Below are 25,237 nucleotides of genomic sequence, written 5' to 3' on the forward strand. Positions count from 1 at the left end.
CACGGACCCCGGGCCTGTTGACCCGGCGCGTCCGGACCGTCACACTCGGTCGTCGTCCGCCGCCGCCACGGCGCGCGGCGGACACGACCACCACCCTCATCACCACCTCGCGCGCAGGGGGCACCATGACCGGCCGGGTCCTTCCGTACGACGTCCACGGCGACGGGCCCGGGAGGGCCCTCGTCCTCCACAACTGGTTCGGCGACCGCAGCAGCTTCGACCCGCTCCGGGCGCACCTCGACGAGTCGGCGGCCAGCTACGCCTTCCTCGACTGCCGCGGCTACGGCGAGGCCAGGGACGCCGACGGCGCCTTCACCATGGAGGAGGTCGCCGCGGACGCCCTGGCCGTCGCCGACGACCTCGGCTGGGACTCCTTCTCCGTCATCGGCCACTCCATGGGCGGCAAGGCGGCCCAGCTCATGCTGCTCGACGCGCCCGACCGGGTCCGCTCGATCGTCGGGATCTCGCCCGTCTCCGCCGCCGGCTTCCCCCTCGACGAGGAGAGCCGGCAGCTCTTCGCGGGCGCCGCCGCCGACCCGGCGCTGCGGAGGGTCATCATCGACCACACCACCGGCGGCCGGCACGACGCCCCCTGGCTGGACGCCGTCGTCGACCGCTCCGTCAGCCGCTCCTCGGCCGCCGCCTTCCGCGCCTACCTGGACTCCTGGTCCGGCACCGACTTCCACGAGCGGGTCCGCGACAACCCCACGCCCGTGCTCCTCGTCGTCGGCGCGCACGACCCGGCGCTGGGCGCCGACGCGATGGAGTCGACCTGGCTGCGCTGGTACCCCAACGCCCGCCTCGAAGTCCTCGCGGACGCCGGGCACTACCCGCCCGAGGAGACCCCGAAGGACCTCGCCCGGGCCATCGAGGCCTTCCTGGCGGCCTGACCCCCGCCGACCGGCCTCCGGGGACCTTCGGCGGGGCCACGCGGGACTTCCGGCCCGCGTGGCGCCCGGCCCGGCGGGCAGCCGACGGGTGTACTCGACGACGGGGCACCCGCGATCGGCGGTGCACGACCGGAAGGACGGAAGAGCGATGGGGCGCAGCGAGGAGCCGGCGACGGCACCGGAGACCACGACGGACGGCGGTCCGTTCGTCCTCGTCGGGACGGACGGCTCGCCGTCGGCGCTCGGGGCGGTCGAGACGGCGGCGCGGGAGGCCGGGCGGCGCGGTGCGCGCCTGGTCGTCGTCCACGCCTTCGTCTGGCCGCTGTTCCGCGTCGACCTGGAACCCTCGGTGTACGGGCCCACCGAGAGCGGGCTGCGACGGCAGGCGGAGATCGTCCTGGACACGGCCGTGGCCCGGGCGGGCGCGGTCGCCCCGGGCACCGAGGTCTCCGGCGAGCTGATCACCGGCGAACCGCTCGCCGTCCTCGCGACCAGGGCCCGGGGCGCGGAGCTGGTCGTCGTCGGCAGCCGCGGCACCGGCGCCTTCACCGGCCTCGTGGTGGGCTCGGTCGCCGTCCACCTCGCCGCCCACGCCCCGTGCCCGGTGCTCGTCGTGCGCGGCCGGGACGAGCCGGAGGGGCCGGTGCTCCTCGCGGTCGACGGATCGCCGGACTCCGACGCGGCCGTCGACTTCGCCTTCACGGAGGCGCGGGCCCGTGGCGCCGGCCTCGTCGCCGTCCACGCCTGGGCCCCGCGCTCGGGGCCCGGGGACCTCACGCCGCTCTTCGCCGGCGCGGAGGAGGTGCACGCGGAGGCCGCCCGGGTCCTCGACGCGGCGCTGGCCCGGGCCACAGCCAGGCACCCCGGGACGGAGGCCGAGCCCCGGCTGGTGCGCGGCCGTCCCCGCGAGGTCCTGCTGGAGGAGAGCGAGAACGCGCAGCTGGTCGTCATGGGCGCCCGGGGGCGCGGCGGCTTCGCCGGGCTGCTCCTCGGTTCCGTGAGCCAGGCGCTCCTGCACCACGCCCCCTGCCCGGTCGCGATCGTGCGGCACGGCACGGGGAACGGCGCGGGCTGAGGCGGCGCGGGGAACGGCGCGGGCCGAGGCGGCGCGGCGGCCGTCCCCGGGTCCGACGGGCGCCGACCCGGCCGGTGGGACCCTGGAGGTAGGGGCCGGGCCCGACGCCGGTCCGCCAGGGGGCCGCTGATCGGGAAGGCGGCGTGCCATGTATTTCGCCGACCGGGTCGACGCGGGGCGGCAGCTCGCCGCCCGGCTCGGCCATCTCCAGGGGCGTGACGTCGTCGTTCTCGGGCTGCCGCGCGGCGGGGTGCCGGTGGCGGCGGAGGTGGCCGAGGCGCTCGACGCGCCGCTGGACATCTGCCTCGTGCGGAAACTGGGCGTGCCGAGCCGGCCCGAGCTGGCCATGGGGGCGATCGGGGAGGGCGGCGTCCGGGTCGTCAACGAGCAGGTCGTGCGGGACGCGGGACTGGCCGAGCGGGACCTGGAGGCGGCCGAGGAGCGGGAGCGGGCGGTCATGGCCGAGCGCGCCCGCGTGTACCGGGGCAGCCGCAGGCCGGTCCCGCTGGAAGGGCGTACGGCGGTGGTCGTCGACGACGGGCTCGCCACGGGGGCGACCGCGCTCGCCGCCTGCCGGGTGGTCCGGGCCGCGGGAGCCGCCCGGATCGTGCTGGCCGTCCCGGTGGCGCCGTACGGCTGGACGGCGCGGCTCGGGGGCGAGGCCGACGAGACGGTCGCCGTCCACGCCCCGCAGGGGTTCTACGCGGTCGGGCAGTTCTACCGGGAGTTCGACCAGACGCCGGACGCCGAGGTGGTGGACCGGCTCGACCGGAGCAGGGCGGCCCGCGGCCCGGTCGTCCGGCACACGGCGGTACGGATCCCGGCCGGCGGTCCGGAGCTGCCGGGTGATCTGGCGGTGCCCGACGGGGCGGCGGGGCTGGTCCTCTTCGCGCACGGCAGCGGCAGCGGCCGGCACAGTCCGCGCAACCGCGCGGTGGCCGCCGAGCTGAACCGGGCGGGGCTCGGCACCCTCCTCTTCGACCTGCTCACGGAGGCCGAGGCGACCGACAGGTCACGGGTCTTCGACACCCCGCTGCTCGCCGAACGGCTGGGCCGTGCCGCCGCCTGGTCGGCCCGGTGGCCCGGTGCCGAGGGCCTGCCGCGCGGCTATTTCGGGGCGAGTACGGGTGCGGCCGCCGCGCTGTGGGCGGCGGCGGAACCGGACGACGACGTGGCGGCCGTGGTGTCCCGGGGCGGCAGGCCCGACCTGGCGGAGGAGCGGCTCGCCGGGGTCACGGCCCCCACGCTGCTGGTCGTCGGCGGGAGCGACGAGCTCGTCCTGGACCTCAACCGGCGGGCCGGGGCGCTGCTGCGCTGCGAGAGCCGGGTCGAGGTCGTGCCCGGCGCCGGCCACCTCTTCGAGGAGCCGGGGGCCCTGGAGGAGGTGGCGGCGCTGGCGGCGGACTGGTTCACCGGCCACTTCGGGGTGGCCGCGGGCGGCCCGGATCCGAACAGACTGGATCCGAACAGACTGGATCCGAACAGACTGGATCCGAACAGACCGGATCCGAACGGGCGGGATCAGTAGGCGCCGTTGACGTTGTCGATGGAGCCGTAGCGGTCGGCCGCGTAGTTGCAGGCCGCGGTGATGTTCGCGACGGGGTCGTACGGGTCGAGCGAGGTGCCCGGCACGTGGTAGGCCGTGAACGTCGGGTCGATGACCTGGAGCAGGCCCTTGGAGGGGGTGCCCTTCACGGCGTTGGAGTCCCAGAGGTTGACGGCGCGGGGGTTGCCGGAGGACTCGCGCATCACGTTGCGGAGGATGCCGTCGTACGAGCCGGGGATGCCGTAGCGGGCCATGACGTCGAGCGACTCGCGGATCCAGCCGTCGAGGTTGTCGGCGTACTGGGTGGCGGCGGCGGGCACGGCCTTGACGGAGGCCGGCTGGGCCTGGACCACCGGGGCCGCCGCGCGGGCGGCGGAGCGGCTCGCCCGTTCGGCGGAACCGGCCGAGGCGGGCTTGGCGGCGGGCTTGGCGTCGCTCTTGGACGCGGAGTCGGCGGAGCTCTTCCGGGCCTTCTTCTCCGGCGCGGGGGCGGCCTTCGCGGAATCCCGACGAATCGTCAGTTCAAGGCCCGGGTGAATGAGTGACGGGTTGTCACCCACGGCCGTCCTGTTGGCCTGGTAAATCGACTTCCAGCCGCCCTGAATTCCCTTTCGGTGGGCGATCAGGGAAAGCGAGTCGCCCTTCACGACGGTGTACGCGCGGGCGGCGGCGGGCGCGGCGGGGGCCTGCGCGGGCACGGCGGCCCGGACGGCCTGAGCGGTGACGGCGGCGGCCGGTGCGGCGGTGCTCGCGACGGGCTCGGCGCCGGCCGTGGCGGGCACGACCAGGGGCAGGGCGAGGGCCACGCCGCCGGTGCCGGCGAAGGCGATACCTCGGGAGACGGGGCGGCGTCGGGGGCGGCGGTGCTTGCCGTGAGCGGGCATGACGGTTTCCTCTCCGGCGCCTGCGAGGTGAGCTGTCGGGTTCGGACTGGAGCTGTCCGGCCGCGCGCACGCGGCTTCACCCCGAGCCGTTCCGGATGGCCGGACCGGCGGTGTGGTGGGTCCCCCGCTCCTGCCGTCGGGTGAAATGGGAGGTCTTTCGGACGGTGGCAGGATTCGGCGATCCGTCCGAATGGAGGTGACCGTAGGCGAGGAATACGGCGGGGAACAAGACGGGAATGCGGGTGAAAAGGAGCACCGAAGATCGAACGTGTCGAATTCAAGATCTACCGTTTCGGCGCCCCTTCCCGAATCCCTTGTGCCGCACGGCTCGTGACGGGTGGCGGGGCGTCGGCGGGGCGGGGGGAGTGAGTCGCGTCACTGGGGGCGCAATGTCCGAATAGGGCGGCTCGCTACCTTCGGGGAATTGTGCGGCGTAATGCCCTCCCTGTGTGTCGGTGAAGGGGGCGACACGCTCGGAGCATAAGTCGCAAACCAGACATCTCTCGCTAATGATGTGGGAATGTCCTCCCCCGCCCCGCTGCTGGATCCCGACGCCTTCGACCCCGACGCCCTCGACCGTGAGGCGGCCCGCCTCTACGAGAGCGCCGCCTGGGAACGGCTGCTCTCCCCTGCTCCTGCCCCCACCCCGGTGCCGGCGCCCGACCCCGGCCCCGTGCCCGCGACCGCTCCCGGCCCCGCGCCCGCGCCCGAGGCCTGGCGGAGTCTCCTCTCCGTCCCCGTGGACCGGCTGGTCGCCGACGCGCTGGGCGCGCTCGACGCGCTTCCCCCGCCCCCGCCCGCCGAGCGTCCGCTGCCCGGCCGGCTCGGGGCCGCCCTCCCGGACCGGCTGCACGTCTGGCGCAGGATCGGCCGGGCCGACGTGCGTCCCTCCGTCCACCTCGCGTACGCGCGCAGGGTGCTGACCGAGTGGGGCTGGCAGAACACCCCGTACAGGCTGCGCGACGCGCGCGGCGCCCGGTGCCTCTGCGGCGCGCTGCTCGCCGCCCACCGGCTCGGCCACGGCAGCGCGTCCACCATGAACGAGGCCGGCGCCTGGATCATGACCGAGCTGCGGTCCCGGGGGTGGCACGGGCTCATCGGCCCCTGGAACCGCGCCCCGGGGCGTACCGCCGAGGAGGCGCTCGCGCTCGTCGACGCCACGATCCGGCGCGCGGCCCTGGCCGGGAGGTGAGGGCTCTGCGGGCCGGTCAGCCGGTGACGCTCGGCGCGCCCGTCTCGATGTGGCCGGTGTAGCGGCGGGACCAGGTGCCGTCGATGTCGGCCAGGACCGTGAAGTCGTACCAGCCGTCCGCGTAGGCCACCGCGTTGAAGTAGTCCTCCCGGGACGAGCCGGCCGCGACGGTGTACGTCCACGGGCCGTCCGTGCGGTAGGCGTGGGAGCGGATGGTGAAGGAGACCGGGCCGCCGGAGGCGTTGGTCATCCGGAACCAGATCGCCGTCTTCCCGGTGCCCGGCTCGGTGGCGAAGCGCGCCGCCACCTCGATCGCCTTGCCCGCCTTGGACGCGTCGCCGATGAAGCGGCGGAGGAAGCGGTTCGGGCCCATCATCGAGATGTCGTACTTCCCCGAGCCCGAGCCGAGCCCGATGTTGAAGTAGTCCGTGGCCGTGGTGTCCGGGTCGACCGTGTACTGCCAGGCGGCCGTGTCGCGGTGCTGGTGCGGGTGGATCGAGAAGTGGGCGGCGCGGCGGGCCTGCGGGCCCTGATTGGTCATGGAGAACCAGGCGAGGATCTTGCCGGCGGCGCCGAACTCGAAGCGGTCCAGGTTGCCGTTCGGCTGGTAGGGGAGCGCCCGTGCCGGCCGGGTGCCGGGTTCCTGGGCGGGCAGCGCGTTGTTCTGCGGCGCGGGGTTCGGCAGCGGGGCGCAGGTGGACATGCCGATGACCTTCGCCGTCGACGGCAGGCCGCCGGGGACCCCGTACACCGGGTGGGCGAAGTCGAAGACGCCGGTGAGGTCGCCGGTCACCTTCCGGCGCCAGGCGCTGATGTTCGGGCAGGTCGCCGGGGTGCCGAGGGCGGCGGTCCAGGTCTCCAGGAAGCGCAGGACGGAGGTGTGGTCGAAGACCTCGGAGCTGACCCAGCCGCCCCGCGTCCACGGCGACATCACCACCATGGGGACCCGGAAGCCGAGGCCGATCGGGACGCCGTCGAGGTACTCGCCGGGGGTTCCGGGCGGGGCGACCGGCGGCGGCACGTGGTCGAAGAAGCCGTCGTTCTCGTCGTAGTTGAGGATCATCACCGTCGAGTCGAAGACCTCGGGGTTCGCCGTCAGGGCGCGGTAGACCAGGTCGACGAAGTGGGCGCCGTCGCCGGGAGGGGCGTACGGGTGCTCGGAGAACGCCTCGTTGGCGACCACCCACGACACCTGCGGCAGCGTGCCGGCGACGACGTCGGCGCGGATCGCGGCGGCGATGTCGTCCGGGGTCGAGCCGGTGACCTTCGGGACCGAGGCCATGCCCCGGTCGTGCAGCGGGTCGCCGGGCTTGGCGTCGGCGAACCTCCTGAAGTAAGCGAGGCCGTTGTCGCCGTAGTTGTCCTGGGCGTTCTGGTAGACCTTCCAGCTCACCCCGGCCCGCTGCAACGCCTCGGCGTACGTCTCCCAGGTCAGCCCCGACTCGTCCCCGCCGTCCTTGCTGGAGCCGTCGATCCTCCCGCTCCACAGGAAGGTGCGGTTCGGGCCGGTGGCGCTGAGCGCCGAGCAGAAGTACGCGTCGCAGACCGTGTAGGCGTCGGCGAGCGCGTGGTGGAAGGGGATGGACCCCCGGTCGAGGTGGCCGAGGGTACGGGTGTTGCCGACGCCGGTCACCCAGTTGTCGAGCCGGCCCTTGTTCCAGGCGGCGTGCTGCGAGGTCCAGCTGTGCGGCAGGTCGCCGTTGCACTGGGCGAGGGTCTCGCCGTCGACCCCGCCGGCCGGCGGGGTGTCGCTCAGCTTCCACGGGAACTGCCGGCCGCCCCAGTTGGGCTGCTGGAAGGTGCCCCAGCCGCCGGGGATGTTCCCCGCCGCCCGGTCGCCGAAGCCGCGCACGCCCCGGAGCGTGCCGAAGTAGTGGTCGAAGCTGCGGTTCTCCTGCATGAGGATCACCACGTGACGGACGTCGGTCAGGGTGCCCGTCGCGGCCCGCGCGGCGGCCGAGGCCGTCGCGGTGGGCAGCGCGGCCCCCGTGACGAGTCCGGCGCCGATCCCCGCGCCGATCCCGACGAACCCCCTGCGGCTGATGGGAAGCATGCCCGCCCCTCCTGTCACGGTGTGCCCTCGCGGCACGTCGGAGACATGATGGGGGAGCGGTGGGAAAAGGTATACGCCCGTGCGGTAAGGGGTTGGTGAACAGCGTGGTCGCGGGTGTTCGCCGTGGTCCGACCAGTATGTGAATTGGTGTCAGGTACGACCAATAGGCGGGTGAGAGGTCGTCAGGGAGTGCGGACCCGCCCGTGGTTCGGGTCCCGTCCGGCGGTGCGGTCCGTCCGGTGGGTCGGCTCCCGTCCAGAAGTTCGGGCCCGTCCGGCGGTTAGGGTCCCGTTCGGTGGTTCGGCCCGTCCGACGGTGTGAAGCGTCCGAAGGCGTGGAGCCTCCGGTCGCGTCGAGCGTTCGGACGGTGGGGACCCGGACGCCCGCCTCCGTCGGCCTGGTGGTGACGACACCAGGTCCGGCACGCCCTCCCCACCCGGCGGCCGTCCGGTCATGATCACTTCCATGATCCGGCTCCCGCACCACCACACGACCCTCGTCACCGGCGCCACCCAGGGCCTCGGCCGCGCCCTCGCCCTCGACCTCGCCGCGCGCGGCGGCACCGTCCTGCTGCACGGCCGGGACGCGGACCGCCTCGCCGCCGTCGCCGACGACGTCCGGGCCGTGGGCGCGGGCGGAGAGGTCCGCGCCTACCTCGCGGACCTCTCCGACCTCGACCAGGTGGCCGAGCTCGCCGCACGGGTCACGGACGCCGAACCCCGGCTCGACGCCCTCGTCCACAACGCCGTGGTCGGCGGCGGTCCGAACCCCCTCGACCGCGAGCTCTCGGCCCAGGGCCACGAGCTGCGCCTCGCCGTCAACCACCTCGCCCCGTACGCCCTCACCCGCGGCCTGCTGCCGCTGCTCACCGCCTCCGCGCCGGCCCGCGTCGTCAACGTCGCCTCCATGGGACAGGAGGCCCTCGACCTCGACGACCTCATGTTCGAGGAGGAGTACGAGGGGCTGCGCGCGTACTGCCGGAGCAAGCTGGCCCTGATCATGGCGACCTTCGCCCTCGGCGAGGAACTCGCCGGCACCGGGGTCACCGTCAACGCCCTGCACCCGGCTCATCTCATGGACACCGAGGGCGTCCGTGCCTACGGGCTGACCCCGCTCGTCGGCGTGGAGGAGGGGGTCCGTCCCACGGTGCGGCTCGTCGTCGGCCCGGAGCGGGCCGGGGTCACCGGACGGTACTTCGACCGGTTCGCCGACGTGCGGGCGCACGAGCAGGCGTACGACCCCGAGGCCCGCCGGCGCCTCATGGCGCTGACGGACCGGTGGGTGGGGGTGGCGGCGCCGGGCGCCTGAGGTGTCCGTCCCGCCGTGTCGGGGGCGCCGGTCGGGGCGGGCTCCGGACAGGGGTGCGCCCCCGGGACCGGGTGGGGTCGCGGGGGCGCGGGGTGCGGGGGCGGCCGGCCGTCGGCGGCCGTCCCCGCGGGGTGGGTCAGCGGAGGTCGAAGCGGTCCAGGTCCATGACCTTGGTCCAGGCCGCGACGAAGTCCGTCACGAACTTCTCCTGGGCGTCGTCGCTCGCGTAGACCTCGGCGAGGGCGCGGAGCTCCGAGTTCGAGCCGAAGACCAGGTCGGCGCGGGTGCCGGTCCACTTGACCTCGCCGGTCGCGTCGTCGCGGCCCTCGAAGGTGTTCGCGTCGCCGGAGGTCGCCGACCAGGTGGTGCCCAGGTCCAGCAGGTTGACGAAGAAGTCGTTCGTCAGCGTGCCGGGGGTGGCGGTGAGGACACCGAGGGAGGTGCCCGGCTGGGTGATGCCCAGCGAGCGCAGGCCGCCGACGAGGACGGTGAGCTCGGGGGCGCTGACCGTGAGCAGGTTGGCGCGGTCGACCAGCAGGAACTCGGCGGGGAGGCGGACGCCCTTGCCGAGGTGGTTGCGGAAGCCGTCGGCCTGCGGCTCCAGGGCGGCGAAGGACTCGATGTCCGTCTGCTCCTGGGAGGCGTCCACCCGGCCCGGGGTGAAGGGCACCTCGACGGTCCGGCCCGCGGCGGCGGCGGCCTTCTCGACGGCGGCGGAGCCGGCGAGGACCACGAGGTCGGCGAGGGAGACCTGCTTGCCGTCGGTGCGGCCGGCGTTGAAGGACTCCTGGACGCCCTCCAGGACGCGGAGCACCTGGGCGAGGTCGTCCGGGTTGTTGACCTGCCAGCCGCGCTGCGGCTCCAGGCGGATGCGGCCGCCGTTGGCGCCGCCGCGCTTGTCGCTGCCGCGGAAGGAGGAGGCGGCGGCCCAGGCGGCGCCGGCCAGCTGGGCGACCGTCAGGTCCGAGGCGAGGATCCGCTCCTTGAGGGAGGCGACGTCCGCCGCGTCGACGAGCTCGTGGGTGCGGGCCGGCAGCGGGTCCTGCCAGGCGAGCTCCTCCGAGGGGACCTCGGAGCCGAGGTAGCGGACGACCGGGCCCATGTCACGGTGGGTCAGCTTGTACCAGGCGCGGGCGAACGCGTCGGCGAACTGCTCCGGGTGCTCGTGGAAGCGGCGGGAGATCTGCTCGTAGACCGGGTCGAAGCGGAGCGACAGGTCCGTGGTGAGCATGGTCGGGAGGTGCTTCTTCTCCGGGTCGTACGCGTCCGGGATGATCGCCTCGGCGTCCTTGGCCACCCACTGGTGGGCGCCCGCGGGGCTCGTGGTCAGCTCGTAGTCGTACTCGAAGAGGTTCTTGAAGAAGCCCTGGCCCCACTGGGTGGGCGTGGTGGTCCAGGTGACCTCCAGGCCGCTGGTGATGGCGTCGGCGCCCTTGCCGGAGCGGTAGCTGCTCGCCCAGCCGAAGCCCTGCGCCTCGATCGGGGCCGCCTCCGGGTCCGCGCCGACGTTGTCGGCGGGGCCGGCGCCGTGCGCCTTGCCGAAGGTGTGGCCGCCGGCGATGAGGGCGACGGTCTCCTCGTCGTTCATCGCCATCCGGCGGAAGGTCTCGCGGATGTCGCGGGCCGCGGCGATCGGGTCCGGGTTGCCGTTGGGGCCCTCGGGGTTGACGTAGATGAGGCCCATCTGGACCGCGCCGAGGGGCTCCTCCAGCTCGCGGTCGCCGGAGTAGCGCTCGTCGCCGAGCCAGGTGGTCTCGGGGCCCCAGTAGACGTCCTCGTCCGCCTCCCAGACGTCCTCGCGGCCGCCGGCGAAGCCGAAGGTCTCGAAGCCCATGGACTCCAGCGCCACGTTGCCGGTGAGGATCATGAGGTCGGCCCAGGAGAGGGCCTGGCCGTACTTCTTCTTCACCGGCCACAGCAGACGGCGGGCCTTGTCCAGGTTGCCGTTGTCCGGCCAGCTGTTGAGCGGGGCGAAGCGCTGCTGGCCGGCGCCGGCGCCGCCGCGGCCGTCGCTGATGCGGTAGGTGCCCGCGCTGTGCCAGGCCATGCGGATCATGAAGGGGCCGTAGTGCCCGAAGTCGGCCGGCCACCAGTCCTGCGAGGTGGTGAGGACCTCGGTGATGTCCTGCTTCACGGCGGCGAGGTCGAGACCCCTGAAGGCCTCGGCGTAGTCGAAGTCCTCGCCGAGCGGGTTGCCCACGGCCGGGTTCTTGGCCAGGATCCGCAGGTTCAGCCGGTTCGGCCACCACTGGCGGTTGCCGCCGCCCTGGGTGGGGTGCGCGGCGCGCCCGTGGGCGACGGGGCAGCCGCCCGCGCCGTCGGCCTTCACGTCGCCGCCGTGTGCATCGAGGTTCTCAGACATGAACTCTTCCTGTCCCTTGGCCATCAACGAAACTGATCCTACAATGGACAGAGTCCAAGTCAAGAACAACGCCAAAGTAGAGGTGCGGGCCCGGGGCAGGACGCTCCGCGCCCGGGCCTTCGCCGAGAAGGAACAGGTAAGCCCCTATGAGTGACCTGCTGGAGCGACTGCGCGCCCGAGGCTGGCGGATGACGTCGCAGCGGCGTGTCGTCGCGGAGGTCCTCGACGGCGAGCACGTGCACCTCACCGCCGACGAGGTGCACGCGCGTGCCGTGGAGCGACTTCCCGAGATCGCCCGGGCGACCGTCTACAACACCCTCGGCGAACTGGTCACCCTCGGCGAGGTGGTGGAGCTCTCCACCGACGGCCGCGCGAAGCGGTACGACCCCAACGCCCGCCACCCCCACCAGCACCTGGTGTGCACGGAGTGCGGCACCATCCGCGACGTCCGCCCCGCCGGCGACCCGCTCGCCGTCCTCCCCGACTCCGAGCGCTACGGCTTCACCGTCTCCAAGGTCGACGTCACCTACCGGGGCCTCTGCCCGGCCTGCTCGGTCTGAGTCCCGGGACCGGCGAGCCGGTCCCGCAGGCGGCGAAGACCGTCCCGGCGTGCCGGAGCAGCCGCTCGTCCTCCGCGACACGGAAGCGCATCCGGCCCCGGTGGCCGCCCTCGTTGTCATGGCGGCGCGGCGAGGCCAGCTCCGCGCGCAGCAGCGGGAGGGCGGGGGCGGCGGCCGCACCGAGCCCGGCCCAGATCTCCGTCAGGTCCGGGCGGTCGGAGCGGCTCCGCCCCCAGGCGCGGAAGGCCGCCTCCAGGGTCTCCCCGGGGTCCCGGCCCACCCGCCACAGGGCCCGCGCCAGCGCGCCCGCGTGCCGGTCGCCGAGCTCCTCCGGGCGCGCGGCGAGCCGGCGCAGCGCGGGCAGGAGCGGGGCCGCCGCCGTCCCCGCGCGCGCGACCGCGCGCAGGGCGTGGTGGCGCTCCGACCCCCCGGCGCCGAGCCCGGCCGCCAGCAGCTCCATGGCCCGCTCGGCCTCCCCCTCGCCGCCCGCCGCCCACAGCGCCGCCGCCGTCTCGGCCCCGGCGGCCTCCCCGACGAGGGCGCGCAGCGTCGTGAGCGCGGGCTCCGCCGCGGCGCCCAGCCCGGCCAGGGTGCGCAGCGCCGGCCCCCGGGAGCGGCGCCGGGCCTCGCCCTCCAGGCGCAGAAAACCGAGCGCGGCCGTGACGGCGGCCTCCGGGGCGGCCACGGCCGCCGCGCCCAGGAGCTGCTCGGCGAACGAGCTCCGGCCCGCGCCGACCATCGCCGCGAGTCGGCCGGACAGGGCGGGGGCGAGCCGCGCCGCCGTCTCCGGGCCCATGTGCTCCAGCCACTCGGGCAGCTCCTCGGGCACGTGGCCGTACCGCAGCACCTCGGCCAGGCCCGGCACGGCCCGCCGGTCGCCCTGCGCCGCCAGCGCGCCGAGCGCCGCCCCGTGACTCGTCTCGTGCCAGCGTGCCTGCGGCCGCAGCCCCGGCCCGCGCGCCACCCGCTCGGCCAGCGCCCCGGCCGCCGGCGCTCCGATGGCGGCGAGCCGCCGCAGCTCGCCGGCGGCCTCGCGCGCGAGGACCGGGTCGGACCGCAGTGTCAGTTCGCCCAGGAGCCGCACGGGCTCCTCGTGCGGCCCCCGCCAGCCGGAGAGCAGGTTCCCGGCCGTGTCGACCGCCTCGCGGCGCTGACCCCGCTCGGGGCTGCCCAGCTGGTCGGTGACGAGCGCGAACCGCTCCTCCACGCGGTCGCCCAGCGCGAAGTGCAGCTCGCCGAGGAGATCGGTCGCCCAGGGCGCCCGGGCACCCGCCGTGTGCTCCGCCCGGAGCCGGCGCAGATAGCCGGCCATCGTGTCCGCGGGCCCGGTGGGCGCCGGCTCGGGGGCGGGCGCGCCCTCCACGGCCGTACGCAGCTCCGCCGCCGCGAGCCGGGTCGTGGCCTCCGGCTCGGGAAGGCGGTCCGGGGCGCAGCGCGCGAGGGCGGTGAGCGCGGCGAGGGGGAGCCCCCCGCCGGGCCGGTCGAGCAGCGGCCCCAGGGCGTCCGCCGCGGCTCCGGAGAGCCGGGCGTGGCGCACCGCCAGGTCGCCGAGGGCCGCGGCCACCGCGCGGAGCACGACCGGGTCGCGCTCCGCGGCAAGCCTTCCGGTGAGGGCCGTCAGTGCCTCCTCCGCGTCCGGGAGCAGCTGCGCCAGCGCCCCCGGCACGGCCCGCCGCACCCCGGGGTCCGGATCGGCGAGGAGCGGCAGGAGGCTCCCGGCCCGGTCGCGGACGTCCGCCTCGGCCCGTGCGAGGAGCCGGCACCACTCCTCGTACTCCTCCTCGTCGTCCGACCAGAAGTCCAGCTCCTCCGGGTCGCGCCCGTCGCCGTGGATGCTCCGCAGCAGTTCCACCACCGCGCCGCGCCCCTCGGGGCCGGGGGTGGTGACGATCTCGAAGAGGAAGGGGAGGCAGGCCACCGTGCTGTCGTGCACGTCTCCCTGGTGGTGCACGGTCCCGTGGAGGGCGTCCAGGGCGCGCTCCCGCTCCTCCGCGTCGGCGGCGAGCAGTCCGCGCAGCATGTCCGGCACGTCGGAGGCGTCTCCGTAGGCGTGCCGGAGGGTGGTCCAGTCGATGGCGTCGATCCCCGTGAGCATGGTCCCGAGTCTGCCGCGGCCCACGGACAGCCGTGCCGCGGCGGGCTTCTGACGGGCTGTCCGGGACCGGGGGAGGGGCGGGCTTGACGGTCGTGCGACGAGGTTGTTGGATGAGCCGCGCATGCTATTGGCCGCACGACCAATAATGCTCTCCCCGTCACCCGCCCAGGAAGCCGCCCATGTCCCTCACCGCCTTCCCCCGCCCCGCACACCGGCTCCACGTGGCCGTCGACGCCGCCGACCCGCGCGAGCGCGGCCGGCTGCGCGGTGCCCGGATCGCCGAAGGACTGCGGGCCGCCCTCGACGTCTACGACCGGCTCTTCGCCCTCGCCGGGATACCCGAGGCGACCGTCCGGGACGACGCCCACCGGGCGCTGGACGCGGTCGACGCCTTCCGCCCCGCCCTGCGCGAGCAGATCGAGGGGATCGCGGAGGGGGCCGGCGCCGAACCCTGGCGCGTCGCCGCGCTCAACGCCCGCACCGAGATCCTCGCCCGGAGCCGCGCGGTCCCGCCCGGGGAGTGCTCCACCGTCGTCCGCCGCGTCCCCGCCCCCGGCGGCGGCACCACCCACCTCGGCGTCCAGACCTGGGACTGGCACGTCGAACTCGGCTCCTCCTGGCACACCGTCGACTCCGGCGGCGGCGCCCACCGCCACGTCGGCCTCACCGAACACGGCATCCTCGCCAAGATCGGCGTCAACAGCGCCGGTCTCGCCCTCCACTTCAACATCCTGGGCCACCGGGACGACCGCGCCGGCGGCCTCCCGGTGCACGTGCTCGCCGCCCTCGTCCTGGAGGAGGCCGACGACGCCGCCCACGCCGTCGAGCTGATCCGCTCCGCGCCGCTCGCCTCCTCCGGCTCGTTCCTCCTCTTCGACGAGCGACGGGCCGTCCTGCTCGACCTCAGCCCCGACGGCGTCTTCGAGGTGCCGCCGCTGGCCGGCTCCACCCATCTGCGCACCAACCACTTCCTCACCCCGCGCCCCGCCCGCCGCGAGAAGACCTGGCTCTACCAGCCCGACTCCGGCGAGCGGTACGCCTTCCTCCGCGACCGTCTCGGCCGTGAGCCCGGCACCGCCCCCGAGGACCTGCTGCGGCTCCTGGTGACCGGGCCCGGCGAGCCGCCCGTCAGCTGCGTGCCCGACCCGGAGGCCCCGCTCGGCCGCCGCTGGGCGAGCCTCGCGACCGTCCTCCTCGACCCGGCGGCCCGCACCGCGCGGATCCTCGACGGGACCCCGGCCGAGCACGCCGACCGCCCCTGGTACACGCTGCGCGCCTGACCGGGCCTGACCGCGCCGGAGCCGTCGGGGCCTCGGCCCCGCCCGCCCGGCGCTCCTCCCGGAGGGCCGGGGAGCGGGGGACCGGCGCCGCGTAGGCTCGTGACGTGCCACCCACCCGTCTGTACCGCGTCGCCGTCCTCGTCCTCGAAGGCGCCAAACCCCTCGACGTCGGCATCCCCGCCCAGGTCTTCACGACCCGCGCGAGCATGCCCTACGAGGTGCGCGTCTGCGGCGCCACCCCCGGCCTCGTCGCCGGGGGAGACGGGCTGTCGTACAACGTGGACCACGGGCTCGACGCCCTCGACTGGGCCGACATCGTCTTCGTCCCCGGCTACCGCTTCCCCGACCGCGAGGACCCGCCGCCGGCCGTCGTCGAGGCCCTGATCGCCGCCCACGCGCGCGGGGCGCGGCTCGCCGCCATCTCCACCGGCGCCTTCGCGCTCGCCGCCACCGGACTCCTCGACGGCCGGCGGGCCACCACCCACTGGCACTACGCGCGCGCCCTCGCCGAGAAGCGGCCCCTCGTCCAGGTCGACGAGAACGTCCTCTTCGTCGACGAGGGCAGCGTCCTCACCTCCGCGGGTGCCGCCTCCGGCATCGACCTCTGCCTCCACATCCTCCGCGGCGACCTCGGCGTCGGCGCCGCCAACCACGCCGCCCGCCGGCTCGTCGCCGCCCCCTACCGCAGCGGCGGCCAGGCCCAGTACGTCCCCCGCAGCGTCCCCGAACCCCACGGCGAACGCTTCGCCGCCACCCGCGAATGGGTCCTGCACCACCTCGACGAACCCCTCACCCTCGACGTCCTCGCCCGGCACGCGGCCGTCTCGCCCCGCACCTTCTCCCGGCGCTTCGTCGAGGAGACCGGCTACACGCCCATGCAGTGGCTGCTGCGCGCCCGCGTCGACCGCGCGCGCGAGCTGCTCGAACGCTCCGAACTCGGCGTCGAGCAGATCGCCGCGGAGACCGGCCTCGGCACCGGCGCCAACCTGCGGATGCACTTCCAGCGGATCCTCGGCACCACCCCGAGCGACTACCGGCGCACCTTCACCCAGGGCGGCTGACCGGCGCGGACCGCCCCCGCCCGGATCTTGGCACGATCCTTGCGGACCATGGCGATCTCGCCCCTGCCGCGAGGCGCCACGGCGAGCGAGGCTGGGTGGCGAAGAAACGGAAGGGACATCGCATCATGACTCGCATCGCCATCAACGGTTTCGGTCGCATCGGCCGCAACGTGCTCCGCGCCCTGCTGGAGCGCGACACCACGCTGGAGGTCGTCGCCGTCAACGACCTCACCGAGCCGAAGGCGCTCGCGCGTCTCCTCGCCTTCGACTCCACCTCCGGCCGCCTCGGCCGCCCGGTCTCCGTCGACGGCGACACCCTCGTCGTGGACGGCCGCCGCATCAAGGTCCTCGCCGAGCGCGAGCCGGCGAACCTCCCGTGGGCCGAGCTGGGCGTCGAGATCGTCCTGGAGGCCACCGGCCGCTTCACCAGCGCCAAGGACGCCCGCCTCCACCTCGACGCCGGCGCCAAGAAGGTCCTGGTCAGCGCCCCCTCCGACGGTGCCGACGTCACCCTCGCCTACGGCGTGAACAGCGACACGTACGACGCCGAGCTGCACACGATCGTCTCCAACGCCTCCTGCACCACCAACGCGCTCGCCCCGCTGGCCGCCGTCCTCGACGAGCTGGCCGGCATCGAGCACGGCTTCATGACGACCGTGCACGCCTACACCCAGGAGCAGAACCTCCAGGACGGCCCGCACCGCGACGCCCGCCGCGCCCGCAACGCCGCCGTCAACATCGTCCCGACCAGCACCGGCGCCGCCAAGGCCATCGGCCTGGTCCTGCCGCAGCTGGACGGCAAGCTCGCCGGCGACTCGATCCGCGTGCCCGTGCCGGTCGGCTCGATCGTCGAGCTGAACACGACCGTCGCCCGCGAGGTCACCCGCGAGCAGATCCTCGACGCCTACCGCACGGCCGCCGAGGGCAAGCTCGCCGGCGTCCTGGAGTACTCGGAGGACGAGCTGGTCTCCTCCGACATCACCGGCAACCCGCACTCCTCCATCTTCGACGCCGCCCTCACCCGGGTCGACGGCCGCCACGTCAAGGTCGTCGCCTGGTACGACAACGAGTGGGGCTTCTCCAACCGCGTCATCGACACCCTGCTGCTGCTCGCCGGCTGACCCCGCGTCACCCGTCGCGACGCCCCCCTCGGCTCCGGCCGCGGGGGGCGTTGTCAGTGCCGCGTGACAGCATGTCGATCATGAGCCGAATCATCTCGTACACCACCGGCGACCGCGCCGAGGCCGTCTCCTACCTCGGAGCGGCGGAGCGCCTCACCGGCGAACAGCGGCGCGTGCTCGCCCTGATGCGCGAGCGGGCCGAGGCCAGCCAGCGTGACCTGGACCACCAGGGGCTCGACTGGGACCTGACCGTCCCCGAGGCCCTGCGGCACCTGATCGAGGGCCGCGCCGACGCGGAGGGGACGTACGCGGGCAAGGCCTACGCCCGGGCGCTCCAGCACGTCATCGACTACTGCGGCTCCGACCCCTCCGACCTGGGCGTCTACTCCAAGCCCAGCACCTTCTTCGGCCTCCTCGACGAGCAGTTGAAGCGGCACGGCGTCCCCGCCGACCTGCTGCCGCACGGCTTCCTCTTCTCCGGCCCGCCGGACGAGATCCCCTTCCACATCCCCTACGCCGTGGACGGACCGGACATCGGGATGCTGCCGCTGGCCAAGGCGAAGCCGGCCGTCGACGCGTACCGTGCGGTCCGCGACAAGATCGACCCCGACTTCCTCTACGACCTCGACCTCCTCATCGAGAAGCTGGAGTTCGAGCACGAGGAGTGGGAGTCGACCAGGTCGCGCGGGTACGACTGGTACACCCACGACACCCTCTTCTTCTCCATCAACGGCTGACGGGGGCCGCCTCGGGGGTGGGGACGGGGACGAGGACCGGGTCCGGCAGGCCGAGCGCGTCGGCCAGACGGGCACGGTGCCAGTGCGGCGGCCCGAAGAGACGGGCCGAGCCGTGCGCCCGCTTGAAGTACCGGTGGGCGTCGTGCTCCCAGGTGACGCCGATCCCGCCGTGCAGCTGGATCATCTCGCCCGCCACCTCGGAACAGGCCTCGGAACAGACCGACCCGGCGGTGGCGGCGAGCCGGGTCAGCTCCGGGCCCCGCGCGCCGTCCGCCGCGGCGAAGGCGGCGCCGAGCGCGGCGGAGCGGGCCGACTCGACCAGGACGTAGGCGTCCGCGAGCCGGTGCTTCACCGCCTGGAAGGAACCGATCGGGCGTCCGAACTGCACCCGCTCCGCGGCGTACGCCACCGTGAGCTCCAGACACCGCGCGGCCGTGCCGACCTGCTCGGCGGCGAGCGCCGTACAGGCCAGGTCGAGGACGTGCCGCAGCACCCGGCCGCCGTCGCCGTCCACGCCGACCAGCCTGCCCCGCGCGCCGGAGAGCACCACCCGCGTCTGCGCCCGGCTGGCGTCCATCGGGACGGACTCCTCGCGCCCGACCCCCGGTCCGTCGCCGGCCACCGCGAAGAGCGACACCCCGGCGGCCGTGCGCGCGGCGACGAGCAGCGTCCCGGCGCGCGACCCGTCGAGGACGTGCTCCTTCACCCCGGTCAGCAGCCAGCCGCCGCCGGGCCCGGGGACGGCCTCGGCCCGTACCGCCCCGGGGTCCCAGGAACCGGCCTCGGCCCAGGCCAGGGCCGCCGTCGTCCCGCCCGACACCAGCCCCGGCAGCAGGGCGGCGCACTCCGCGGCGGAGCCGGAGGCGAGGAGCGCCTGCGTCGCGAGGACGGCGGAGCCGAGGTAGGGGACGGGGCTCAGCTCCCGGCCCAGCTCCTCCATGACCACGTGCACCTCCACGGCCCCGCAGCCGGCGCCGCCGTACTCCTCGGGGACGGCGAGCCCCGCCGCCCCGATCTGCTCGGCGAGCGGCCGCCAGGCCTCCTCGCCGGGGTGACGCCCGAGCAACTTCCGCACGGCGGTGCGCAGTTCCTCCTGTTCGTCGGTGAACCTCATGCCTCTGCTCCCTTCTCCGCGACGGACGCGGTGTGGGTCCGGGAGGGGTCCTCACCGGAGAGTTCACGGCCCCTGGTCCCGGCGGTGCGCCGGACGGCCGGCGCGGTCACCGGGCCGCCGCCGACGAGGGCGGCCGGCCGGTAGCCGGGCGGGGCGCCGGTGGAGAGGACCCCCCGGCGCGGCGGTCCCGGGTCGGGGGGCGTCCCGGGGGCGTGCGGGGACGGTGCGGGGGCGTGCGGGGACGGTACGGGGGACATGGGGCTCCGGAGTGCGGTGGCGAGGGGGTTTGTCAGGGGGCGAGGACGCGGGCGCGACAGGCGGCGGGGGCGCCCCAGGCATCGCGGAGCGGGCGTGCCTTGCGGATCCACAGGGAGAGGTCCAGCTCCTCGGTGTAGCCGACCGCGCCGTGGAGCTGGAGGGCGGTGCGGGCGGCGGCGTGGGCCGCCTCGCCGGCGGTGACCTTGGCCGCGGCGATCTCGCGCGGCGCCGATCCTCGTCCGGCGAGGGCGAGGGCGGCCGCGTACAGCAGGGGCCGGGCGAACTCCAGGGCGATCAGCGTGTCGGCCAGGCGGTGCTTCACGGCCTGGAACGAGCCGATGGGGACGCCGAACTGGGTGCGCTGCCCGACGTACGCGACCGTCCGGTCGAGCAGTGCCCGGCCGAGCCCCAGGGACTGGGCGGCGGTCGCGAGGGCGGCGACCTCGGCGGCGTACCCGCTCGCGGCGGCCACCTCGGGGCCGCGGGCCAGGACGGTGCCGCCGGCGGAGGGGCGGGCGAGGCGGCGGGCCGGGTCGGCCGAGGGCTGGACGGGGCCGGCGGAGTCGGCGAGGCGCAGGGCGTCGTCCTCGACGACCAGTACGGCGTCGGCCATGTCGGCGTCCAGCGCGTACGGGCCGGTGAGCGCGGGGACGCTCAGGGAGACGGTCGCCTTGCCGGCGGCGACGCGGGGCAGCCACGCGGCGGCCGGGCCCCCGTCCCCGTCCCCGTTGCCGAGTCGGCCGAGGAGGGCCGCCGCGGCGACCGTCTCGACGAGCGGGCCGGGAACGGCGTGGCGGCCGAGTTCGGTGAAGGCCACGGCCAGTTCCACCGGCAGCGGGCCCAGTCCCTCGTACGCCTCCGGCACCGCCAGCGCGAGGACGCCGGCCTCCGCGAGCCGGGACCAGAGCGCGAGGCCGGGCGCGTGGTCCCCGGCGGCCCAGGCGCGGGCGGCCCGGGGGGTGTCGGCCGCCGACAGCATCGTGTCCAGGGTGCGGGCGAACTCCCGCTGTTCGTCGTCGAGCAGGAACCGCATCACCGGCGTCCCTTCGGCAGGCCGAGCAGCCGCTCGGCGATGATGTCGCGCTGGATCTCGTTGGTCCCGGCGTAGATCGGCCCGGCCAGGGAGAAGGTGTGGCCCTCGGCCCAGCCGCCGTGCGCGGGTGCCTCCGCGGCCTCGTCGGAGAGTTCGCCGTACGGCCCGAGGAGGTCGAGGGCGGTCTCGTGCAGGGCGATGTCCAGCTCGGACCAGAAGACCTTGTTGAGGCTGGACTCGGCGCCGATCGAGCCTCCGGCGGCGAGCCGGGAGGCGTTGGCGTAGGTGAAGAGGCGGTAGGCGTGGGCCCCGATGACGGCGTCGGCGACCCGGTCGCGGACGGCCGTGTCGGACGGGTCGGCGCGCTCCCGCCACAGCGCGGCGAGCCGGTCGGCGGCGGCGGAGAACCGGCCGGGGCTGCGCAGGGTGAGCCCGCGCTCGTTGCCCGCCGTGCTCATGGCGACCCGCCAGCCGTCGCCGGGGGCGCCGATCACGTCCTCGTCGGGGACGAAGACGTCGTCGAGGAAGAGTTCGGCGAAGGCCGGCTTGCCGTCCAGCCGGCCAACGGGCCGTACGGTCACGCCCTCGGCGTCGAGGGGGAACATCAGGTACGTCAGTCCCCGGTGCGGCCGGTCCGCGTCCGGGGCGCTGCGGAAGAGGCCGAAGGCGCGGTCGGCGAAGGCGGCCCGGGACGACCAGGCCTTCTGGCCGCGGAGCAGCCACCCCCCGTCGGTGCGCGCGGCGGTGGAGCGCAGGCTCGCCAGGTCGGAGCCGGACTCGGGCTCGGACCAGGCCTGGGCCCAGACGACCTCGCCGGACGCCATCGGCGGCAGGATCCGGGCGCGCTGCTCGTCGGTGCCGTGCTCGAAGAGGGTGGGGGCGAGCAGGTTGATGCCGTTCTGGCTGACCCGGCCGGGCGCGCCGGCGGCGTAGTACTCCTCCTCGAAGACCAGCCAGCGCAGCACGGAGGAGCCCCGGCCGCCGTACGCCTCGGGCCAGGAGACCACCGACCAGCGGTCGGCGGAGAGTTCGCGCTCCCAGGCGCGGTGGGCGGCGAAGCCCTCCGCCGTCTCCAGGGAGGGCAGGGGTGCGGGGGGCACGTGGGCGGCGAGCCAGGCGCGGGCCTCGGCCCGGAAGGCGTCGTCGGCCGCCGGGAAGTCGAGGTCCATCAGGCTCCCGCCGCCTTCATCGCGTGGATGTCCATGCCGCCGAGCGCGTCGCGGGCGGTCTCGGCGTTGTGCGCGTGCGCGAGGTGGTGCAGTCCGAAGACGGCGTCCATGCCGGTGTGCAGGCCCTGGAGGTCCTCGGCCTGGTTGACGGCGCGCTTGGTGAGGGCCAGGCCCATGCGGGGCATCTCCGCGATCCGGTGCGCCAACTCCATCGTCCTCGCTTCGAGTTCGGCGCGGGGGACGACGCGGTTGATCATGCCGACCTCGTAGGCGCGGCGGGCGCTCATCCGGTCGCCGGTGTAGAGGAACTCCTTGGCGATCCGGGGCGGCATCACCCAGGGGTGGGCGAAGTACTCGACGCCGGGGATGCCCATGCGGACCACCGGGTCGGCGAAGAACGCGTCCTCGGAGGCGACGACGAGGTCGCAGATCCAGGCGAGCATCAGGCCGCCGGCGACGCAGGCGCCCTGCACGGACGCGACGACCGGCTTGGGCAGTTCGCGCCAGCGGCGGCACATGCCCAGGTAGACCTCGGACTCGCGGGCGAAGCGGCTCTCCGCGCCCTCCTTGTCCGAGTGGTCCCACCAGAGGCCGGCCTTCCGTTCGAAGGGCAGGTGCGCGTCGCGCTCGGGGGTGCCGATGTCGTGGCCCGCGGAGAAGTGCTCGCCGGCTCCGGCGAGGACGACGACCTTGACCTCGCCGTCCTCGGCCGCGCGGTAGAAGGCGCGGTCGAGGGCGTAGGTCATCGCGGAGTTCTGGGCGTTGCGGTACTCGGGCCGGTCCATGGTGACGACGGCGACGGGACCGCGCCGTTCGTAGCGGACGGGCCCGGTGGACGTGGTGCGGGCAGTGGACATCCGCCCTCCTTCCCTAACAAGTGTTTGGTAGGTTAACGTACCGCCATGAGCAACGTCGAGGAGTTCCGCAGGGAGGTCCGCGGCTGGCTGCGAGCCCACCTCACCGGCGAGTTCGCGTCCCTGCGAGGCCGCGGCGGCCCCGGCCGCGAACACGAGGCACACACCGAACGCCTCGCCTGGGAACGGCACATGGCCGCCCACGGATGGACCTGCGTCGGCTGGCCGAAGGAGTACGGCGGCCGCGGCGCGAGCCTGGAGGAACAGGTCGCCTTCCACGAGGAGTACGCCCTCGCCGACGCCCCCGCGCGCGTCGGCCACATCGGCGAACAACTCCTCGGACCGACCCTGATCGCCTTCGGCACCCCCGCCCAGCGCGCCCGCTTCCTGCCCCGGATCGTCGCCGTCGACGAACTCTGGTGCCAGGGCTACTCCGAGCCCGACGCCGGCTCCGACCTGGCCAACGTGCGCACCCGTGCCGAGCTCCGGGACGGCGGCGCCTCCCGTCCGACCGCGGCCGAGACCGGGGGGAAATGGGTGGTCACCGGACAGAAGGTGTGGACCTCAGGCGCCCACGAGGCCGACTGGTGCTTCGTCGTCGCCCGCACCGACCCCGGATCGGCCCGCCACCACGGCCTCTCCTACCTCCTCGTCCCGCTGGACGCGCCCGGCGTCGAGATCCGGCCCATCGTCCAGCTCACCGGCACCTCCGAGTTCAACGAGGTGTTCTTCGACGGGGCCGAGACGGACGCCGGCAACATCGTCGGCGCGCCGGGCGACGGCTGGAAGATCGCCATGGCCACCCTCGGCTTCGAGCGCGGCGTCTCCACCCTCGGCCAGCAGGTCGGCTTCCGGCGCGAACTCGAAGCCGTCGTCGAACTGGCGAGACGGAACGGCACCGCCGCCGACCCGATCGTCCGCGACCGCATCGCCCGCGCCTGGACCGGCCTGGAGACCATCCGCTTCAACGCCCTGCGGATGCTCAGCGGCGTCGCCGCCGGAGCCCCCGGACCCGAGGCCTCCATCAACAAGATCTTCTGGGCCACCTGGCACCGCGAACTCGGCGAACTCGCCATGGACGTCTGCGGCGCCGACGGCATGCTCGCCGCCGGGGAACCCTACGACCTCACCGACTGGCAGCGCCTCTTCCTCTTCTCCCGCGCCGACACCCTCTACGCCGGCTCCAACGAGATCCAGCGGAACATCATCGCCGAGCGCGTCCTCGGCCTGCCCAAGGAGGCCCGCCCGTGACCGGCACCCCGCCCCCCTACCTCCCCGGCCACGGACTGCTCGCCGGCCGCTCCGCCGTCGTCACCGCCGCCGCCGGCGCCGGCATCGGCGGCGCCACCGCCCGCCGCCTCCTGGAGGAAGGCGCCCGCGTCCTCCTCTCCGACGCCCACGCCCGCCGCCTGAAGGAGTCCGAGGCCGAACTCGCCGCCGAGTTCGGCGCCGACCGGGTGACCTCGCTGCCCTGCGACGTCACCGACGAGACCCAGGTGACGGCCCTCTTCGACCGCGCCGAGGAGACCCACGGCCGCCTCGACGTCGTCGTCAACAACGCCGGACTCGGCGGCACCGCCGACCTCGTCGACATGACCGACGCGCAGTGGGACAAGGTCCTCGACGTCACCCTGGGCGGCACCTTCCGCTGCACCCGCGCCGCGCTGCGCCGCATGAAGGCCGCGGGCACCGGGGGAGTCGTCGTCAACAACGCCTCCGTGATCGGCTGGCGCGCCCAGAAGGGCCAGGCCCACTACGCCGCCGCCAAGGCGGGCGTCATGGCCCTCACCCGGTGCGCCGCGCTCGAAGCCGCCGCGTACGGCGTGCGCGTCAACGCCGTCTCCCCGTCGCTCGCCATGCACCCCCACCTCGCGAAGGTCACCACCCCCGAACTCCTGGAGGAACTCACCTCCCGCGAGGCCTTCGGACGCCACGCCGAACCGTGGGAGGTGGCGAACGTCATCGTCTTCCTCGCCAGCGGCTACTCGTCCTACCTCACCGGCGAAGTCCTCTCGGTCAGCAGCCAGCACCCGTGAGACCGGCGCCCGAGCGGCGCCGCCAGCTCCTGGACGCGGCGGCCGAGGTCTTCGCCGCCCAGGGGTACGACGCCACCACCGTCCGCCGGATCGCGGACTCCGTCGGCCTGCTCGCCGGCAGCCTCTACTACCACTTCGACTCCAAGGAGTCGATGCTCGACGAGATCCTCTCCGGCTTCCTCGACGACCTGTGGACCCGGTACGACGGCGTGCTCGCCGCCGGGCTCGGCCCCCGGGAGACGCTGGAGGCCCTCGTCACCGAGTCGTTCCGGGAGATCGACCGGCACCGCGCCGCCGTCGCCATCTACCAGAAGGAGTCCCGGCACCTGACGGACCAGCCGCGCTTCGGCTATCTCGCCGACGCCCAGCGGCGGTTCGAGCGGGCCTGGCTCAGGACCCTGGAGGCCGGCGCGGCCTCCGGGGACTTCCGCACCGACCTCGACGTCCGGCTCACCTACCGCTTCGTGCGCGACACCGTCTGGGTCGCCGCGTCCTGGTACCGGCCGGGCGGACAGCACAGCCCGGAGGAGATCGCCCGCCAGTACCTCTCGATGGTGCTGGAGGGCGTCGCCCTCCGCGACAGACACCGGACGCACGACTAAGGAGTGA

General features: G+C 74.8%; 22 protein-coding genes and 1 riboswitch. Of the genes, 13 read left to right on the forward strand and 9 right to left on the reverse strand.

The genetic code is table 11. The features are described 5' to 3' along the window. Window positions 1–125 precede the first annotated feature (125 nt). The 3 genes from ACFQ8C_RS03195 (at window position 126) to ACFQ8C_RS03205 (ending at window position 3,493) form a co-directional block, all read left to right on the forward strand. Window positions 126–890, forward strand: coding sequence for an alpha/beta fold hydrolase (locus ACFQ8C_RS03195; RefSeq protein WP_383451736.1), 765 nt, complete (start codon window positions 126–128; stop codon window positions 888–890). 148 nt (window positions 891–1,038) lie between these two features. Further along, the gene (locus ACFQ8C_RS03200; protein WP_383451738.1) at window positions 1,039–1,965 is read left to right on the forward strand and encodes a universal stress protein; all 927 of its coding nucleotides are present in this window, start codon (window positions 1,039–1,041) and stop codon (window positions 1,963–1,965) included. Between the two features lie 148 nt (window positions 1,966–2,113). Next, a complete protein-coding gene (locus tag ACFQ8C_RS03205) occupies window positions 2,114–3,493 on the forward strand; it encodes a phosphoribosyltransferase family protein (protein WP_383451740.1) in 1,380 nt (459 codons plus the stop codon). On the opposite strand, the gene ACFQ8C_RS03210 is transcribed toward ACFQ8C_RS03205, so the two are convergent. Further along, window positions 3,487–4,395: a transglycosylase SLT domain-containing protein gene (locus ACFQ8C_RS03210; RefSeq protein ID WP_383451742.1), complete on the reverse strand. Its 909-nt coding sequence runs from the start codon at window positions 4,393–4,395 to the stop codon at window positions 3,487–3,489. The two genes, ACFQ8C_RS03205 and ACFQ8C_RS03210, sit on opposite strands and share 7 nt — an antisense overlap. A gap of 4 nt (window positions 4,396–4,399) precedes the next feature. Next, window positions 4,400–4,585: riboswitch (cyclic di-AMP (ydaO/yuaA leader) on the reverse strand. Between the two features lie 330 nt (window positions 4,586–4,915). On the opposite strand from ACFQ8C_RS03210, the gene ACFQ8C_RS03215 reads away from it, so the two are divergent. Next, window positions 4,916–5,587 (forward strand): hypothetical protein, encoded by a 672-nt coding sequence (locus tag ACFQ8C_RS03215; RefSeq protein ID WP_383451744.1) that lies wholly within the window; start codon window positions 4,916–4,918, stop codon window positions 5,585–5,587. A 16-nt stretch (window positions 5,588–5,603) separates the two neighbouring features. Here ACFQ8C_RS03215 and ACFQ8C_RS03220 read toward each other — a convergent pair whose 3' ends face one another. Beyond that, a complete protein-coding gene (locus ACFQ8C_RS03220) occupies window positions 5,604–7,640 on the reverse strand; it encodes a phosphocholine-specific phospholipase C (protein WP_383451746.1) in 2,037 nt (678 codons plus the stop codon). A gap of 465 nt (window positions 7,641–8,105) precedes the next feature. Between ACFQ8C_RS03220 and ACFQ8C_RS03225 the strand changes: the two genes are divergently transcribed. After that, entirely contained in the window at window positions 8,106–8,948 is an 843-nt protein-coding gene (locus tag ACFQ8C_RS03225; protein WP_383451748.1) for an SDR family NAD(P)-dependent oxidoreductase, read from the forward strand. A 136-nt stretch (window positions 8,949–9,084) separates the two neighbouring features. Here ACFQ8C_RS03225 and katG read toward each other — a convergent pair whose 3' ends face one another. Further along, entirely contained in the window at window positions 9,085–11,310 is a 2,226-nt protein-coding gene (katG, locus tag ACFQ8C_RS03230) for a catalase/peroxidase HPI (RefSeq protein WP_383451749.1), read from the reverse strand. A gap of 146 nt (window positions 11,311–11,456) precedes the next feature. On the opposite strand from katG, the gene ACFQ8C_RS03235 reads away from it, so the two are divergent. Beyond that, complete coding sequence (locus tag ACFQ8C_RS03235) at window positions 11,457–11,870, forward strand: Fur family transcriptional regulator (RefSeq protein ID WP_383451751.1); 414 nt, start codon at window positions 11,457–11,459, stop codon at window positions 11,868–11,870. Here ACFQ8C_RS03235 and ACFQ8C_RS03240 read toward each other — a convergent pair. Then, the gene (locus tag ACFQ8C_RS03240) at window positions 11,833–13,965 is read right to left on the reverse strand and encodes a HEAT repeat domain-containing protein (protein WP_383451753.1); all 2,133 of its coding nucleotides are present in this window, start codon (window positions 13,963–13,965) and stop codon (window positions 11,833–11,835) included. The two genes, ACFQ8C_RS03235 and ACFQ8C_RS03240, sit on opposite strands and share 38 nt — an antisense overlap. 179 nt (window positions 13,966–14,144) lie before the next feature. Between ACFQ8C_RS03240 and ACFQ8C_RS03245 the strand changes: the two genes are divergently transcribed. From ACFQ8C_RS03245 to ACFQ8C_RS03260, 4 genes are all read left to right on the forward strand, one after another. Continuing rightward, complete coding sequence (locus ACFQ8C_RS03245) at window positions 14,145–15,245, forward strand: C45 family autoproteolytic acyltransferase/hydolase (protein WP_383451755.1); 1,101 nt, start codon at window positions 14,145–14,147, stop codon at window positions 15,243–15,245. A gap of 104 nt (window positions 15,246–15,349) precedes the next feature. Then, complete coding sequence (locus tag ACFQ8C_RS03250) at window positions 15,350–16,306, forward strand: GlxA family transcriptional regulator (RefSeq protein ID WP_383451757.1); 957 nt, start codon at window positions 15,350–15,352, stop codon at window positions 16,304–16,306. Between the two features lie 125 nt (window positions 16,307–16,431). Then, window positions 16,432–17,427, forward strand: coding sequence for a type I glyceraldehyde-3-phosphate dehydrogenase (gap, locus tag ACFQ8C_RS03255; protein WP_383451759.1), 996 nt, complete (start codon window positions 16,432–16,434; stop codon window positions 17,425–17,427). A gap of 80 nt (window positions 17,428–17,507) precedes the next feature. After that, complete coding sequence (locus ACFQ8C_RS03260; RefSeq protein WP_383451761.1) at window positions 17,508–18,164, forward strand: hypothetical protein; 657 nt, start codon at window positions 17,508–17,510, stop codon at window positions 18,162–18,164. Here the strand turns inward: ACFQ8C_RS03260 and ACFQ8C_RS03265 are convergent. From ACFQ8C_RS03265 to ACFQ8C_RS03285, 5 genes are read right to left on the reverse strand one after another with little or no spacing between them, the layout of a single operon-like run. Continuing rightward, window positions 18,154–19,278, reverse strand: coding sequence for an acyl-CoA dehydrogenase family protein (locus ACFQ8C_RS03265; RefSeq protein ID WP_383451763.1), 1,125 nt, complete (start codon window positions 19,276–19,278; stop codon window positions 18,154–18,156). The genes ACFQ8C_RS03260 and ACFQ8C_RS03265 overlap by 11 nt on opposite strands. After that, window positions 19,275–19,535 carry a hypothetical protein gene (locus ACFQ8C_RS03270; RefSeq protein ID WP_383451765.1) on the reverse strand — a complete coding sequence of 87 codons (261 nt, stop codon included), beginning with the start codon at window positions 19,533–19,535 and terminating at the stop codon, window positions 19,275–19,277. Before ACFQ8C_RS03270 ends, ACFQ8C_RS03265 begins: the two co-directional genes overlap by 4 nt. A gap of 32 nt (window positions 19,536–19,567) precedes the next feature. Beyond that, window positions 19,568–20,569 carry an acyl-CoA dehydrogenase family protein gene (locus ACFQ8C_RS03275; protein WP_383451767.1) on the reverse strand — a complete coding sequence of 334 codons (1,002 nt, stop codon included), beginning with the start codon at window positions 20,567–20,569 and terminating at the stop codon, window positions 19,568–19,570. Then, the gene (locus ACFQ8C_RS03280) at window positions 20,569–21,738 is read right to left on the reverse strand and encodes an acyl-CoA dehydrogenase family protein (protein ID WP_383451769.1); all 1,170 of its coding nucleotides are present in this window, start codon (window positions 21,736–21,738) and stop codon (window positions 20,569–20,571) included. The genes ACFQ8C_RS03275 and ACFQ8C_RS03280 overlap by 1 nt, the downstream gene beginning before the upstream one ends. After that, window positions 21,738–22,595, reverse strand: a complete 858-nt coding sequence (locus ACFQ8C_RS03285; RefSeq protein WP_383451771.1) for an enoyl-CoA hydratase — start codon at window positions 22,593–22,595, stop codon at window positions 21,738–21,740. Before ACFQ8C_RS03285 ends, ACFQ8C_RS03280 begins: the two co-directional genes overlap by 1 nt. A 45-nt stretch (window positions 22,596–22,640) precedes the next feature. Between ACFQ8C_RS03285 and ACFQ8C_RS03290 the strand changes: the two genes are divergently transcribed. The 3 genes from ACFQ8C_RS03290 to ACFQ8C_RS03300 are packed head-to-tail and all read left to right on the forward strand — an operon-like array spanning window position 22,641 to window position 25,230. Next, complete coding sequence (locus ACFQ8C_RS03290) at window positions 22,641–23,843, forward strand: acyl-CoA dehydrogenase family protein (protein ID WP_383451773.1); 1,203 nt, start codon at window positions 22,641–22,643, stop codon at window positions 23,841–23,843. Beyond that, window positions 23,840–24,628: an SDR family oxidoreductase gene (locus ACFQ8C_RS03295; protein ID WP_383451774.1), complete on the forward strand. Its 789-nt coding sequence runs from the start codon at window positions 23,840–23,842 to the stop codon at window positions 24,626–24,628. The genes ACFQ8C_RS03290 and ACFQ8C_RS03295 overlap by 4 nt, the downstream gene beginning before the upstream one ends. Beyond that, window positions 24,625–25,230 carry a TetR/AcrR family transcriptional regulator gene (locus ACFQ8C_RS03300; protein WP_383451776.1) on the forward strand — a complete coding sequence of 202 codons (606 nt, stop codon included), beginning with the start codon at window positions 24,625–24,627 and terminating at the stop codon, window positions 25,228–25,230. The genes ACFQ8C_RS03295 and ACFQ8C_RS03300 overlap by 4 nt, the downstream gene beginning before the upstream one ends. The last annotated feature ends 7 nt before the right edge of the window (window positions 25,231–25,237 follow it).

The organism is Streptomyces sp. NPDC056503, from assembly GCF_042794995.1.
Lineage (GTDB): Bacteria > Actinomycetota > Actinomycetes > Streptomycetales > Streptomycetaceae > Streptomyces.

What these genes read in the sequence shown, in the direction of transcription:
- ACFQ8C_RS03195 (WP_383451736.1), top strand. Translation starts at nt 126, where the DNA reads ATGACCGGCCGGGTCCTTCCGTACGACGTCCACGGCGACGGGCCCGGG.
- ACFQ8C_RS03200 (WP_383451738.1), top strand. Translation starts at nt 1,039, where the DNA reads ATGGGGCGCAGCGAGGAGCCGGCGACGGCACCGGAGACCACGACGGAC.
- ACFQ8C_RS03205 (WP_383451740.1), top strand. Translation starts at nt 2,114, where the DNA reads ATGTATTTCGCCGACCGGGTCGACGCGGGGCGGCAGCTCGCCGCCCGG.
- ACFQ8C_RS03210 (WP_383451742.1), bottom strand. Translation starts at nt 4,395, where the DNA reads ATGCCCGCTCACGGCAAGCACCGCCGCCCCCGACGCCGCCCCGTCTCC.
- ACFQ8C_RS03215 (WP_383451744.1), top strand. Translation starts at nt 4,916, where the DNA reads ATGTCCTCCCCCGCCCCGCTGCTGGATCCCGACGCCTTCGACCCCGAC.
- ACFQ8C_RS03220 (WP_383451746.1), bottom strand. Translation starts at nt 7,640, where the DNA reads ATGCTTCCCATCAGCCGCAGGGGGTTCGTCGGGATCGGCGCGGGGATC.
- ACFQ8C_RS03225 (WP_383451748.1), top strand. Translation starts at nt 8,106, where the DNA reads ATGATCCGGCTCCCGCACCACCACACGACCCTCGTCACCGGCGCCACC.
- katG (WP_383451749.1), bottom strand. Translation starts at nt 11,310, where the DNA reads ATGTCTGAGAACCTCGATGCACACGGCGGCGACGTGAAGGCCGACGGC.
- ACFQ8C_RS03235 (WP_383451751.1), top strand. Translation starts at nt 11,457, where the DNA reads ATGAGTGACCTGCTGGAGCGACTGCGCGCCCGAGGCTGGCGGATGACG.
- ACFQ8C_RS03240 (WP_383451753.1), bottom strand. Translation starts at nt 13,965, where the DNA reads ATGCTCACGGGGATCGACGCCATCGACTGGACCACCCTCCGGCACGCC.
- ACFQ8C_RS03245 (WP_383451755.1), top strand. Translation starts at nt 14,145, where the DNA reads ATGTCCCTCACCGCCTTCCCCCGCCCCGCACACCGGCTCCACGTGGCC.
- gap (WP_383451759.1), top strand. Translation starts at nt 16,432, where the DNA reads ATGACTCGCATCGCCATCAACGGTTTCGGTCGCATCGGCCGCAACGTG.
- ACFQ8C_RS03260 (WP_383451761.1), top strand. Translation starts at nt 17,508, where the DNA reads ATGAGCCGAATCATCTCGTACACCACCGGCGACCGCGCCGAGGCCGTC.
- ACFQ8C_RS03265 (WP_383451763.1), bottom strand. Translation starts at nt 19,278, where the DNA reads ATGAGGTTCACCGACGAACAGGAGGAACTGCGCACCGCCGTGCGGAAG.
- ACFQ8C_RS03270 (WP_383451765.1), bottom strand. Translation starts at nt 19,535, where the DNA reads ATGTCCCCCGTACCGTCCCCGCACGCCCCCGCACCGTCCCCGCACGCC.
- ACFQ8C_RS03275 (WP_383451767.1), bottom strand. Translation starts at nt 20,569, where the DNA reads ATGCGGTTCCTGCTCGACGACGAACAGCGGGAGTTCGCCCGCACCCTG.
- ACFQ8C_RS03280 (WP_383451769.1), bottom strand. Translation starts at nt 21,738, where the DNA reads ATGGACCTCGACTTCCCGGCGGCCGACGACGCCTTCCGGGCCGAGGCC.
- ACFQ8C_RS03285 (WP_383451771.1), bottom strand. Translation starts at nt 22,595, where the DNA reads ATGTCCACTGCCCGCACCACGTCCACCGGGCCCGTCCGCTACGAACGG.
- ACFQ8C_RS03290 (WP_383451773.1), top strand. Translation starts at nt 22,641, where the DNA reads ATGAGCAACGTCGAGGAGTTCCGCAGGGAGGTCCGCGGCTGGCTGCGA.